The organism is Flavobacterium aquicola, from assembly GCF_003385115.1.
Taxonomy (GTDB): domain Bacteria; phylum Bacteroidota; class Bacteroidia; order Flavobacteriales; family Flavobacteriaceae; genus Flavobacterium; species Flavobacterium aquicola.
Window position 1 is genome coordinate 450,971 of sequence record NZ_QUNI01000001.1, and the last position, 13,806, is coordinate 464,776.

The following is a 13,806-nucleotide window of genomic DNA, read 5'->3' on the forward strand; positions in this document are numbered from 1 at the left end:
AAAATAAAACCGACAATGATTGATAAAAATTCTATAATTTATATTGCCGGGCATAACGGAATGGTAGGAAGCTCCATATGGAGAACATTGACTGCGAAAGGTTACACTAATCTAATCGGGGCCACAAGCAAAGAAGTGGATTTAAGAAAACAAAAAGCAGTCCGCGATTATATCCGAAAAACAAAACCTGATGTTATTATCGATGCAGCTGCAAAAGTTGGCGGTATACTGGCAAACAATAATTTTCCGTTTCAATTTTTGATGGAAAACATGCAGATTCAAAATAACCTTATTAATGAGGCCCACCGACTAGGTGTAGATAAGTTCATTTTTTTAGGAAGTTCTTGCATTTATCCAAAATTAGCTCCTCAGCCCCTAAAGGAAGAATATTTACTGACAGCTTCTTTGGAACCAACAAACGAATGGTATGCTTTGGCAAAAATCACTGGTGTAAAATTATGTGAAGCTATACGCAGACAATTCGATAAAGATTTTGTGAGTTTGATGCCAACAAATTTATATGGTACTCACGACAATTTTGACTTGAACAGCTCTCATGTTCTGCCTGCCATGATCCGGAAATTTCATGAAGCAAAAGAAAACAATAATGCAGTAGTGGTCCTATGGGGAACCGGTACACCGATGCGGGAATTTTTATTTGTCGATGATATGGCAGAGGCAGTAGTTTTTGCTTTAGAAAACGAACTTCCAGATAATTTATACAACATCGGAACCGGAAAAGATTTAACCATAAAAGATTTAGCTCTTACAATCCAAAAAATTGTAGGCCACACCGGAGATATTATCTGGGACGATACTAAGCCTGACGGAACACCGCGGAAACTAATGGATGTTTCAAAAATGAATGAAATTGGATGGAAACACCAGGTAGATTTGGAAGAAGGAATCCAGAAAACTTACACCTGGTTTTTAGAAAACATCACAAATTTCAAACAAAAGGAATATTAGCAGCTTAATTCCTCAATCTATTACCTTCAAAATACCTTTATATCACTTTATAAATTTTGCGATTTTGCGCCACAATGCCTTGTGTCTAATAATTAAATTATGAGTCTAAAAAAAACAGCTTTCATTACGGGAGTAACAGGACAGGACGGAGCCTATTTAAGTGAATTTTTATTAAAAAAAGGCTATATCGTCCATGGTTTAAAAAGACGTACTTCCCTATTCAATACAGATCGAATTGATCATTTATATCAGGACCCTCATGTAGAAAACAGAAACTTTATTCTGCATTATGGTGATATGACTGACAGTACAAATTTAACTCGCTTAATTCAAGAAATTCAGCCTGATGAAATTTATAATTTGGCAGCAATGAGTCATGTAGCGGTTTCATTCGAAACTCCAGAATATACAGGAAATGCAGATGGATTAGGGACTTTGAGACTTTTGGACGCGGTTCGCTTATTAGGATTAGAGAAGAAAACCCGGATTTATCAAGCCTCGACTTCGGAGCTATATGGAAAAGTGCAAGAAGTTCCACAATCAGAAACGACTCCTTTTTATCCGCGTTCTCCTTATGCAGTAGCCAAAATGTATGCATATTGGATCACCGTAAATTATAGAGAAGCTTATGGGATGTATGCCTGCAATGGCATCTTGTTTAATCATGAATCACCTATTCGCGGCGAAACTTTTGTGACTCGCAAAATTACTAGGGCGACTGCAAGAATTGCTCTGGGATTGCAGGACAAATTATATTTAGGAAATCTAGATGCAAAACGCGATTGGGGACATGCCAAGGATTATGTGCGAATGATGTGGATGATTTTGCAGGCTGATAAAGCAGAAGACTGGGTAATTGCTACAGGAATATCTACTCCCGTCCGCGAATTTGCAAGAATGAGCTTTGCCGAAGTGGGAATTGAATTGGAATTTAAAGGCGAAGGCAGCGAAGAGAAAGGCTATGTCATATCCTGCAGTAATCCAAAATATCAAGTTCAAATAGGAAAAGAAGTATTAGCAGTTGACCCAAAATATTTTAGACCTACAGAAGTAGATTTACTAATAGGCAATCCCGAAAAAGCCAAAACAAAATTGGGTTGGGAATGTCAATATGACTTAGCAGACTTGGTAAAAGACATGATGCAGTCTGATTTAAAACTTATGAGAAAAGACCAATATTTGAAACAAGGAGGTTACACTATTTTAAATTATTTTGAATAGTACATAAAAGCCAATAATTTATAACATACAATTTCTACCTCTCAAAAAAATATTGAAATGAAGATCAAAAATATTTGCTGTTTAGGAGCTGGTTACGTTGGTGGCCCAACAATGTCAGTAATCGCATTAAAATGTCCAGAAATTAAAGTGACCGTTGTAGATTTAAATACAAATCGGATTGCGGCATGGAATGACGAAAATTTAGAAAAATTGCCTGTTTATGAGCCTGGACTTGCCGAGGTCATTCATCAGGCAAGAGGACGTAATTTATTTTTCTCTACCGAGGTAGACAGTGCAATCGAAGCTGCAGACATGATTTTCATAGCGGTAAATACTCCTACCAAGACCTATGGCGAAGGAAAAGGAATGGCAGCAGATCTCAAGTTTGTTGAATTATGTGCCAGACAAATAGCCCGCATAGCTAAAAATGATAAAATTATAGTCGAAAAATCGACTCTTCCTGTACGAACTGCACAAACATTGCAGACAATTTTGGATAGAACTGGAAATGGTGTTCATTTTGAAGTACTTTCAAATCCAGAATTTTTAGCAGAAGGAACAGCAATAGAAGATTTATTAAATGCTGATCGAGTTTTAATAGGCGGAAAACAAACAGAAAGCGGTAAAAAAGCTATTCAGTCCCTAGTTGATGTTTATGCACATTGGCTGTCGCCAAAACAAATTTTAACTACGAATTTATGGTCTTCGGAATTATCAAAATTAACTGCCAACGCATTTCTTGCACAAAGAATTTCGTCGATTAATGCATTATCTGCTTTGTGCGAAGTTACCGAAGCTGATGTAGATGAAGTTGCAAATGCCATAGGAACTGATAGCCGTATTGGCCCAAAGTTTCTTAAAGCCTCAGTAGGATTTGGAGGATCCTGCTTTCAAAAGGATATTTTAAATTTGGTGTATTTGTGCCGTTATTTTAATTTACCCGAAGTGGCTCATTATTGGGAACAAGTAATTATTATAAATGATTACCAAAAATACCGTTTTGCTAAAAAAGTCATTAGCTCTCTTTTTAATACCGTAAGCGGAAAAAAAATTGTGTTTTTGGGCTGGGCATTTAAAAAAGACACCAATGATACCCGCGAATCGGCTGCTATTTATGTAGCAGATCATCTAATTGAAGACGGTGCCGAAATCCATGTATATGATCCAAAAGTTTCGGAAACCAAAATTAAAGCTGACATGCGCTATTTATGGGAATTAAACGGACTTTCAGAACATAAAATAGCTTCTAAATTAAATCAGATTTTTGTTTACGACAATCCGATGGAAGCCCTTGATGAAGCACATGCTGTTGCCCTTCTTACTGAGTGGGATGAATTTAAAACCTACGATTGGGAAACTATTTACACTAAAATGTACCAGCCTGCATTTATATTCGATGGACGTAATATTTTAGATGCCGCAAAATTACATGCCATAGGATTTGAAATTAAAGGAATCGGCAAAGGGTAAGAATTCTGCAGACCTCCTTTAATTAAATCACGATTTGATGTTTCTAACGATGAGATAAATAAAATTAAGTTTATGATAAAACCAGGGTTAGTTCGTTTTGCTTTAGCAAGTTTAGTGGTCCTTTTTCATATTACTAAGTTCGTTTTTATTGGACATCTTGCTGTATATTGTTTCTTTATCCTGAGCGGATACTGGGTATCTTTAATGTATGAGACAAAATATAGCAAAACAAAGCAGCCGTTATTGGTTTATTATTGCAGCAGAATTTTTCGCCTGCTTCCCGTTTATTACTTAATAAGTGTTTTAACATTTATAATGCTTTTTATATTTGATATACAATCTATAGAAAGAATAGATTTTACATCATTTAGCGGCATTGGTTTTGCCCTCATTAATATTTTTATGTTAGGCTACAATCAGCTTAATTTTGCACCATTAGTTCCAGCGTGGTCTCTGGATATTGAATTGCAGTTTTATTTGTTGCTGCCAATCTTTCTGCTGTTTTTACAGCAAAGAAAAAAAAGAATATTATTTATAAGTATCAGTTTTATTTTAACATTGGTACTCTCCTTTTTATTCACAGAATTATTCATCTGTAAAACGATACTTAAATATTTAGTTTTTTTTCTAATAGGAATAGAAATCTATAAATCTAAAATAGAATTTAAACCAAAGACAGAGACTGTATTCAATGCTTTATTCATAGGGATTTTAATATTGCATTATATAATTCCTGATTTATTTGCAATGGTCAAATCGAATATTAGTTACAATGAACTTTTCAATATTTTAATTTCTTTATTCTTAATACCTCTGCTGGCAAACAGTGTAGTAAGAAAAAGTGATTCCAAAGATGTTTTATTAGGCGGTATGTCATATGTCCTGTATTTAAGCCATTGGATGTTTATAATACCATATAACTATTATATAAAAGACCTTACCAAAATAGATAGAATTCCCTATACATTGGGCTATCTGCTTGCTACTTATTTATTTTCAATTTTAGTCTATCAATATTATGATATGCCGCTAGATAAATTAAGAAAAAAATGGGTTTCGAAGAGAATGTAAAAACACAGCAGAATATTTTTCAAATGAATCTTATTTTAAATCGAAGTATGCTAAATAGGATAAAAGGACATCCACAGTATTATAAGGCACTGCAATGGGGAAAGCTAATAACTATTACTGGCTCTGCACAAATCATCGTACAAGGAGTCGGTTTTGCAAGTGGTCTTTTGATTATACACTTATTACCCATTCATGAATATGCATTGTACACCTTGTCCAATACTATGCTGGGAACTATGACGCTGTTGGCTGATGGAGGAATTGGCACAGGAGTATTGTCACAAGGGGGAAAAGTTTGGCAGGACAAGGAAAAGCTGGGTGTTATTCTGGCTACTGGGTTAAATTTACGGCGCAAGTTTGCATTAGGAAGCCTCTTGTTTGCAATTCCTATATTAATTTATCTGTTATTGCGAAATGATGCAGACTGGATAACTGCTATATTAATTGTTGTTTCTTTAATTCCTGCTTTTTTTGCAGCCTTATCCGATTCTTTGCTGGAAATTTTTCCAAAACTGCATCAGGATATACTACCATTACAGAAGAACCAGATATCAGTAGGAATTGGACGGCTTGTTCTGACAGGATTGACAATTTTTATTTTTCCATGGACGTTTGTTGCTGTTTTGGCAGGAGGAATTCCCCGAATTTATGGAAACATAAAGCTTCGAAAAATTGCAGAAAATTTTGTCGATAATAAGCAGATTCCTGATCCAATTATCGAAAAAGAAATCCTAACTGTTGTTAAACGTGTATTGCCTGGTGCAATCTACTATTGTTTATCTGGACAGATTACTGTCTGGCTGATTTCAATTTTTGGAAACGCCACATCAGTTGCGCAAGTAGGTGCCTTGGGAAGAGTATCTGTGTTATTAGGATTATTTGCTACAATCTTTTCCACATTATTAGTGCCTCGTTTTGCCCGCCAGAAAAATGAATACAAAGTACTATTGAATCAGTTTTTATCGAATATCCTAATTTTAATAGTAATATGTCTGTTTGTTGTTTTGGGAATTTCACTCTTTTCGACTCAATTCTTATGGATATTAGGCGGAAATTATAGAGGTCTCGATGCTGCACTAGTTTTGAATGTGATAGGAAGCTGTTTGGGATTAATGACTGGTTTATTATTTTCTCTAAGTTCAAGCCGAGGCTGGCTTATTAATCCTTACATATATATTATAACTAATTTACTATGTATCGTAATTGGTATTTTCCTTTTTGATGTTTCAAGCTTGATTGGTGTATTGCGCTTCAATATATTTATTTCGGTTATTCAAACTTTAATATATTCATTTTATACACTATTTAAGATTCGGCAGTTAAAATCAATTTAGTTCCATAATTTTTAATTTTTGTGATATGAATAATACTGCTCCATTAGTGTCCATCTGCATTCCTGTTTATAATGCAGCAAAATATATTGAACAAACAGTAAATTGTTTTCTTTCACAAACGTATGAAAACATTGAGATAATAATACAAGATGATTATTCGGCTGACGGAACGTGGGAGATACTCAATAATTTATTTTCTCAGCAATCCAAAGTAAAATTATTTAGAAATGAAAAAAATCTAGGAATTGGTCCCAATTGGAATAATGTTTATGATAAAGCAACAGGCGAATATATTGTCATTGCAAATGCCGATGATATTCATGAAAATACATTTATCGAAAAAGGAGTAGAAAAATTATCAGATTCAAACATCGATTTTATTTCATTTAAGTATAAAATGCTTTTTGAAAAAACAAGCATTACGAAATACACATTAAAAAATGAATTCATAAAATCGGGATATATTGAAAATGCATTTGAAAAAATTGCATTCGAGAATCCTTTTCATATAATTTTTACAATTTTCAGAAAACAAAAATTAGATGAAATTAAACTGAATGGTAAGCTATTTTTAGATACTCAAGTTTGCGATGCCGAATTAATGCTGCGATATGCGGAAAACAGAACTTTGTATTATTGTGATGAAGTAATTGGATATTACAGAATTCATGAAACGAACAATTCAACCATTCCGCTGGGAGAATTAAAAAGTTATTATAACGATGTCCTTCCTATATGGCATTCAAAGCTTTCTAAAAAATTTGGTTTTAAATATAGAAAAGGCATTCTAATTGGAGCAATATTTTACATAAAATCAACTATAAAAGGCAGAAGCCCTTGGAATTACAAACTTTTTTCTAATATGGTTCGATTTGCAACAATTTGATTTTATGAAAATTAGAAATATTTTATCCGAATTTAGACTGTATGTATGTAATCATGTAATATCTCATGTTCCAAGTCATTCCATACGTTTGTTTTACTATCGCAAGGCTATGGGATTTGAGATTGGGAAAGGAAGCACAATTTATATGAACTGCAGATTTGATTCGACCAAAGGTTTAGAAATAGGTATTGACTCTGTTATAAACGGTGGCTGCAGAATTGACACCAGAGGCAGTGTAAAAATAGGAAGCAATGTATCTATTTCTGAAGATGTTGTCATCTTAACTGCAGATCATGATGAATTATTTGATATCACTGAGGCACGTGATAAAAAGGTAACAATCGAAGATTATGTATGGGTAGGAACAAGAGCTATGATATTACCTGGAACAAATATTGCCTTTGGTGCAGTTGTAGCAGCTTCAGCAACAGTAACAAAAGATGTTGCAACTTGTAATGTCGTTGCCGGAATTCCTGCGAAATTTATTAAAATGAGAGCGGATAAGTTTGATTATAGCGCAAAATACAGAAGGTTATTTCAATAAATCATGAATAGTCAATTTTGTATCATATCAAATAATTGCTGGGGCGCTGAGTTTTATATTGAGCGAAATATCGAATATAATTCACCCTTTGTCGGATTATTTATTCCTCCCCTGCAGTTTGCTAAAATGGCAAATGATCTGCCCGAATATCTTAATCAGGAATTAGTTTTTGTAAAAGAAACAAAGTGTAAAGAATACGAAAAGCTCCATTCAAAAGAGAAATACCCTATTGGTTTGCTAGATGATATTGAGATTCATTTTCTGCACTACAAAGATGAAAATGAAGCAATCTCAAAATGGAACAGACGATTGGACAGAATGCCAAAAGATTCATCCAATTGGTTTATCAAAGCTTGTGATGGAGAAATTAATAACTGGGCAGAATATACCGGTTTATGGAATTCAATTCCTTATAATAAAATTTTCTTTTCGGCCAAAAAAAGAATTGAAATTGATAATCTAATCCAGATTCGTGAATCTTTTAATGATTATGTTACCGATGGAAAAGCTTTATATAAATTATCAAAAGACTATTTTGATGTTGACAAATGGATAGATTCAAATGGGAATTTATGGAATGTAAAGAAGATTTCAACTAAACGCTATTTGAGATTTTTGCTTGCCAAATTCAAATATAAAATGAGAAAACCATGATGGGAATAAGTGTAATAGTTTGTTGTTATAATAGTGTCAATAGATTAAAACCAACTATTGAACACTTATTAAATCAAGTTGGTATTGATAAAGATCAGTGGGAGGTAATAGTGATAGATAATGCTTCAACCGATGACACCTTTGAGTTTGCCCGCAATTTATGGGAAAATGGAAAAAGAGAAAACAGCCCAAATTTTCGAATCCTTAAAGAATTAACCCCTGGCAAATCTGCAGCGCTTTTATGCGGAATAGAGAATTCTGTTTTTGATTATTCATTAATTTGCGATGATGATAATTGGCTTTCTGAAAAATATTTATATGAAGCATTAACCTTAATCAAAGAGGATGTAAATATTGGGGTAATTGGAGCGTATGGCATACCAGTATTTGAAGGACAAGAGCCTCCTTGTTTTTGGGAAAACCAATATCATACATTAGCACTTGGTGCGCAGTATTTAGAAGAAGGCGACATAACTAATACTCGAAAAGTGGTTTATTCCGCAGGCATGATATTAAATAAAAATGCTTTTTTAGAACTAAAAAATAAGTACCAATTTGAATTTCAAACTACAGGCAGAATTGGAACATCATTAATAAGCGGCGAAGACCATGAGCTGTGTTTAGCGTTAATAATGATCGGTTATAAAATTTCATGGACAAAAAAATTACAATTTCATCATTATATTCCTAGAAGCAGAACCGAAATTAATTATTATAAAAAATTGTTTTTGGGTTTTGGCCTATCAAGCCCACTTCTGATTGGATATGATTTAGATAAAATTAAACCAATAAATTTTAAAAATGATTATAGATACATCTCTTTAAGAAATATCAAAAACATAATTTCAGTGTATGTTAAAATCATTTATCAAAAGAAAATTCTTCAAAAAAGCGAGTACCAGATTTTAGATTTAACACAAGAGCTATACACGAATTTGGGCAGTTTGAAAACAACTATTAGAGTCAAAAATAATAAAAGAGACAGCTTTTTGGACACTAGATTATTTGCACTAAACGCTCAATATAGACCGTCAAATTAAAATGGAGATTGTTACAACACTTTTTGAAGGGCATTATGAAAAAGGCGTCGGAGCTTTAGTTAACTCTTTAATTCAGTCTTCTTTTAAAGGAATTGTTTATATCGGATATAGAGGAAGCCTACCGCAATGGATAAATCAATTAGAAAAATCAGGTCAAAATTTCAAGGCTTCCAATGATGTTCTGTTAGTTTTTGAGTTGTTAGAAGTTGATATGCATTTTGGATATTATAAACCTTCCTTCATGAAAAAGGTTATTCAAGAAAATCCTAATGTGACCAATATATATTATTTCGATCCTGATATTGTGATAAATGCTCCTTGGTCATTTATATCCTCTTGGACAGATATTGGAGTTTCAGTCTGCCTTGATAATTGTTTTCCCTTTGTACACCAAAATCATCCTTGGAGAAAAGAATGGCAAAGACTAGCAAATAATCAGTCGAGATCTGAGTTAAATTATTATGTAAACAGCGGCTTTATTGGCATACACGCAGATAGTTTTAAATTATTAGACCGATGGATTCTGCTTACGGACAATTATAAAGCCAGCAATGGAGATATATCTAAATTCGAAAAAGATGGTTTTCGTGCTTTTAAAGGAGACCAGGATTTACTGAATGCGGCAATGACTATATCATCAGATATTTCTTTTAGCATCATAGGAAGTGAAGGAATGGGATTTACAGATCCCGCATATTTGATGGCACATGCTGTTGAAAGTATAAAACCCTGGAAAAACAATTTTGTCAAACAATTAATTGTAAATGGTTTTAAACCTAGTACTGCTGCAAAAATGTTTTTTAACTACTGCCAGCATCCTATTAAGATTTATACAGAATCACAATTAAAGATGAAAAAAATTGATATTAAGTTAGCTTCTATAATTGGAAGGATACTTGGGTAATACCACATTAAAAAGTAATTTGAAAAGAGCTTTGTTGCTTATAGCAAAAATTAAATAACACAAATGAAAATACTTTTTCTATGTGGTTCTTTAGAACCCGGATTTGATGGAGTTGGAGATTACACCCGTCGATTGGCTGGAGAACTGATCAGGAAAGGACACCAAGCTGCTATTATAGCATTAAACGATAATAGTAAAATTGTCATTAGTGAAGAATCTCAGAAATGTGAAGGCACTGCTATACCTGTTTTACGTATACCGGCTAGTACCTCATCACAGCTTCGTCTTACTAAAGTAACACAGTACATAGCTGCATTTAATCCAGAATGGATAAGCCTGCAGTTTGTTCCTTATAGTTTTAATCCAAAAGGTCTGCCGTTTTGGCTGCCTGCATTTTTAGAGAAATTAAAAGGAAAACACAAATGGCATATCATGTTTCATGAATTGTGGCTGGGAATAGATAAAGAATCTTCATTTAAGCACAAATGTATTGGTCAATTGCAGCAGTTTATAATTAAACAAATAATTCAAAATACTAAAACACGTTCTGTTAACACGCAAAATAAATTATATCAGTTCTTTCTTCAATCTCATAATATTACTACGGAAGTTTTGCCCATTTGCGGTAACATACCATTAACAGCTGTAAAAAAAGAAGTGACTGACTTCACTCAGTTTGTTTTGTTTGGCAGTATTCATGCTGGTGCACCTTTCGAGAATTTTATTGCTGATTTGATGAGCAGTTCAAATAAATTTATCAAGCCTATAAAATTTATTTTTATTGGTAAAAATGGTTCTGAATTAAGTCACTATACATCGATTCTGGAAAATTATAATATTGGGTATGAAGTTCTGGGCATACAATCTGAAAATGCAATATCCCAAGTACTGATAAATAGTGATTTTGGCATATCTACAACTCCTTATTTTCAGACTGAAAAAAGTGGTGTTTATGCAGCATATAGAGAACATCAGGTAAATACTATCAGTGTTTCACGCAAATGGACGCCTACAAAGGGACAATACGAAATCCCGCAGATTATTAAATATGAAAAAAATCATTTGAATATAATTGCGGCAAATGTTGAGGTGTTTGATCTGCATAGAATGGCACTGCAATTTATTAATTCAATTTCTAAATCATGAAGTTACTTGTATCTCATCCGACTTTAAATGCAAATTCAAAAAATTTAGTCATTGGGTTATTGAATAACAGACTGCTTTATAAATTATTTACATCAATTGCGATATTTCCGGACCAATTATTATATAAGTTAAGCAGTAATCCAAAATTAAAAGATTTAAAAAGAAGGAGTTTAGACAAAACATGGCAGCCTTATACCCGATCAAAATCTTTTTTTGAGTTTGGCCGTTTATTAGCTTCAAAATTGCATTTAGAATATTTGGTAAAACATGAAAAAGGCATTTTTTGCATTGATAAAGTTTATCAAAAGCACGAAAAATGGGTGGTAACAAATTTAGCCAAAGCAAAAAAAGAAGGATTATCAGGTGTTTATGGATATGAAGATGGTGCATTAGAAACTTTTACAAAAGCCAAACAATTAGGACTTTATTGTATTTACGATTTACCTATTGGATATTGGAAAAGTGCCCGTCTATTAATGGAAAAAGAATTTGATATCAATCCTGATTGGTCAAGCACACTTACAGGTTTTAATGACTCCCAAGATAAACTGAATAAAAAAGATCAGGAGCTGGCCTTGGCAGATGTCATTTTTGTTGCCAGCAGTTTTACAAAAAAAACATTAGATGAATATTCGGGAACTTTGTCGGAAATAAAAGTAATTCCGTATGGTTTTCCAGCTGCTAATGAAAAAAAAGAATATCAGCCACTTGTTGATCGTAAATTGAAAATTTTGTTTGTAGGCGGTTTATCCCAAAGAAAAGGAATTTCTTATTTGTTTGAAGCTGTCGAAGGATTACAAGATAAAGCCGAACTAACGGTTGTGGGACAAAAAGCAGTTCCTGATTGTCTGGCTTTGAATCAAGCCTTAGAGAAACACCAATGGATTCCATCAATGTCACATAATCAAGTATTGGCTTGTATGCGCGAACATGATGTATTTGTTTTCCCTTCTCTTTTTGAAGGTTTTGGATTGGTAATCACAGAGGCAATGTCCCAGGGAGTTCCGGTAATTACAACAGATCGTACTGCAGGACCCGATCTAATCACGGATGGTAAAGATGGATGGATTGTTCCAGCAGGCTCTTCAAAAGCAATAAAAGAAGTATTCGAAAAGATATTTGAAACACCGGAAATAGTAAAACAATTCGGGATTGAAGCTCAAAATAAAGCGCAGACGAGGCCATGGTCAGTTTATGGACAGGAAATGGCCGAGGCCCTTTCTTCTTTAAAAATTTTATAAACTATTGCAATAAATGGATATAACCAGAGATCAGTCTTTAGTGCCAGCAGCATATAATTCCTTAAAAATAGCTATTTGGCTGTATTTTTTACTTTGGATTTTTGAAGGTGCTCTGCGCAAATGGATTTTACCTGGTTTGGCTACACCCTTATTAGTGGTACGCGATCCAATTGCAATCTATATTATTCTGCGGGCTTTTTATTTAAAGGTAAATTTTATAAATCCCTATGTATCTATAAGTACAATTTTCACGCTATTAAGTTTAGCAATTACGCTAACCTTTGGGCATGGCAATCTTTTTGTAGGTCTTTATGGAGCACGGATTATGTTACTTCATTTTCCATTGATTTTTATAATTGGGGAAGTTTTTACAAAAGAGGACGTGCTCAAAATGGGGCGGTTTCTTTTAGCTCTGAATATTGTAATGACAATAATTGTTTATTTTCAATTTTCAAGTCCCCAGACCGCTTTTATAAATGTTGGAATTGGAGGCGAAGGAAGTGCAGGTTTTTCTGGTGCGATGGGCTACAGCAGGCCTCCAGGAACATTTTCGTTTATTTCCGGCTTGGCTAGTTTTTATACTGCTGTATCTGTTTTTATTTTTTATTTCTGGCTGTCCAAAGATTATTGTTCCAAAATTTTACTTTACGCAAGCACTATTACCTTAGTTATTGCTCTACCGCTGACGATAAGCCGGGGTGCTGTAATTGCAGTTATCATAGTTGGTTTATTTTCTGTAATTGCATCGATGACTTCTAATAAGATGATTGTAAAATTAATAATAAGCAGTATTGTTTTTTATATAGTGATAATTGCCCTGCAGGAGTATTCTAGTACATTTAAATTAAGTACTGAAGTTTTTATGGATCGCGTTGAATCTGCAAATAAATCTACCTCTGGCGGTGGCTTAAAAGATTCCGTTTTTTTAAGAATGTTTAATGATTTTGTTGGGCCAATTGTCGATTTATTCAGTCAGCCCTTGTTTGCAGGTAATTTAGGCATGGGTACAAATGCAGGGGCTCAAATGTTAAATGGCAAAATTACTTTTCTAATTTCAGAAACAGAATTTGGCCGTTTGGGAGGTGAACAGGGTATTATTTTTGGCGGAGGATTAATTGTTTTGCGCATGATTTTAACAATTGATATTGCTGTTCGATCTCTTAAATTACCGCAGGATAAAAAACTCCTTCCTTTTATTATTTGCGGCGCCGCCGGAGTAACAATGGTTCAGGGGCAATGGGCTCAGCCAAGTATTCTCGGGTATGCAACGATTATGGCAGGTTTAGTTATGGCAAGTTTAAAGAAAACTGCTATTCCAGTATAAAA

13 protein-coding genes are annotated in these 13,806 nt (G+C 33.8%); all 13 read left to right on the forward strand.

Annotated features, from left to right (window positions below; all coding sequences use genetic code 11):
• Positions 1 to 15 precede the first annotated feature (15 nt).
• The 13 genes from C8P67_RS01785 to C8P67_RS01845 all read left to right on the forward strand — a co-directional run bounded on the left by C8P67_RS01785 (position 16) and on the right by C8P67_RS01845 (position 13,804).
• Positions 16 to 969 (forward strand): GDP-L-fucose synthase family protein, encoded by a 954-nt coding sequence (locus C8P67_RS01785; protein ID WP_115809751.1) that lies wholly within the window; start codon positions 16 to 18, stop codon positions 967 to 969.
• Positions 970 to 1,068: 99 nt separating this feature from the next.
• On the forward strand, positions 1,069 to 2,190 hold the full coding sequence (gmd, locus tag C8P67_RS01790; protein ID WP_115809752.1) for a GDP-mannose 4,6-dehydratase: 1,122 nt from the start codon (positions 1,069 to 1,071) through the stop codon (positions 2,188 to 2,190).
• A 57-nt stretch (positions 2,191 to 2,247) separates the two neighbouring features.
• Positions 2,248 to 3,660 carry a UDP-glucose 6-dehydrogenase gene (locus C8P67_RS01795; RefSeq protein ID WP_115809754.1) on the forward strand — a complete coding sequence of 471 codons (1,413 nt, stop codon included), beginning with the start codon at positions 2,248 to 2,250 and terminating at the stop codon, positions 3,658 to 3,660.
• Between the two features lie 72 nt (positions 3,661 to 3,732).
• On the forward strand, positions 3,733 to 4,731 hold the full coding sequence (locus tag C8P67_RS01800) for an acyltransferase family protein (protein WP_115809756.1): 999 nt from the start codon (positions 3,733 to 3,735) through the stop codon (positions 4,729 to 4,731).
• Positions 4,710 to 6,065, forward strand: coding sequence for an MATE family efflux transporter (locus C8P67_RS01805; RefSeq protein ID WP_245980356.1), 1,356 nt, complete (start codon positions 4,710 to 4,712; stop codon positions 6,063 to 6,065). Before C8P67_RS01800 ends, C8P67_RS01805 begins: the two co-directional genes overlap by 22 nt.
• A 25-nt stretch (positions 6,066 to 6,090) precedes the next feature.
• A complete protein-coding gene (locus tag C8P67_RS01810; protein ID WP_115809758.1) occupies positions 6,091 to 6,951 on the forward strand; it encodes a glycosyltransferase family 2 protein in 861 nt (286 codons plus the stop codon).
• Positions 6,952 to 6,955: 4 nt separating this feature from the next.
• On the forward strand, positions 6,956 to 7,495 hold the full coding sequence (locus C8P67_RS01815) for an acyltransferase (RefSeq protein WP_115809760.1): 540 nt from the start codon (positions 6,956 to 6,958) through the stop codon (positions 7,493 to 7,495).
• Between the two features lie 3 nt (positions 7,496 to 7,498).
• Positions 7,499 to 8,149, forward strand: coding sequence for a DUF1919 domain-containing protein (locus tag C8P67_RS01820; protein WP_115809762.1), 651 nt, complete (start codon positions 7,499 to 7,501; stop codon positions 8,147 to 8,149).
• Positions 8,146 to 9,189 carry a glycosyltransferase gene (locus tag C8P67_RS01825; RefSeq protein WP_115809763.1) on the forward strand — a complete coding sequence of 348 codons (1,044 nt, stop codon included), beginning with the start codon at positions 8,146 to 8,148 and terminating at the stop codon, positions 9,187 to 9,189. The genes C8P67_RS01820 and C8P67_RS01825 overlap by 4 nt, the downstream gene beginning before the upstream one ends.
• 1 nt (position 9,190) lies before the next feature.
• The gene (locus tag C8P67_RS01830; RefSeq protein WP_115809764.1) at positions 9,191 to 10,093 is read left to right on the forward strand and encodes a hypothetical protein; all 903 of its coding nucleotides are present in this window, start codon (positions 9,191 to 9,193) and stop codon (positions 10,091 to 10,093) included.
• 63 nt (positions 10,094 to 10,156) lie between these two features.
• A complete protein-coding gene (locus C8P67_RS01835) occupies positions 10,157 to 11,239 on the forward strand; it encodes a glycosyltransferase (protein WP_115809766.1) in 1,083 nt (360 codons plus the stop codon).
• Complete coding sequence (locus tag C8P67_RS01840; protein ID WP_115809768.1) at positions 11,236 to 12,480, forward strand: glycosyltransferase family 4 protein; 1,245 nt, start codon at positions 11,236 to 11,238, stop codon at positions 12,478 to 12,480. Before C8P67_RS01835 ends, C8P67_RS01840 begins: the two co-directional genes overlap by 4 nt.
• A 13-nt stretch (positions 12,481 to 12,493) precedes the next feature.
• Entirely contained in the window at positions 12,494 to 13,804 is a 1,311-nt protein-coding gene (locus C8P67_RS01845) for a hypothetical protein (RefSeq protein ID WP_115809770.1), read from the forward strand.
• The last annotated feature ends 2 nt before the right edge of the window (positions 13,805 to 13,806 follow it).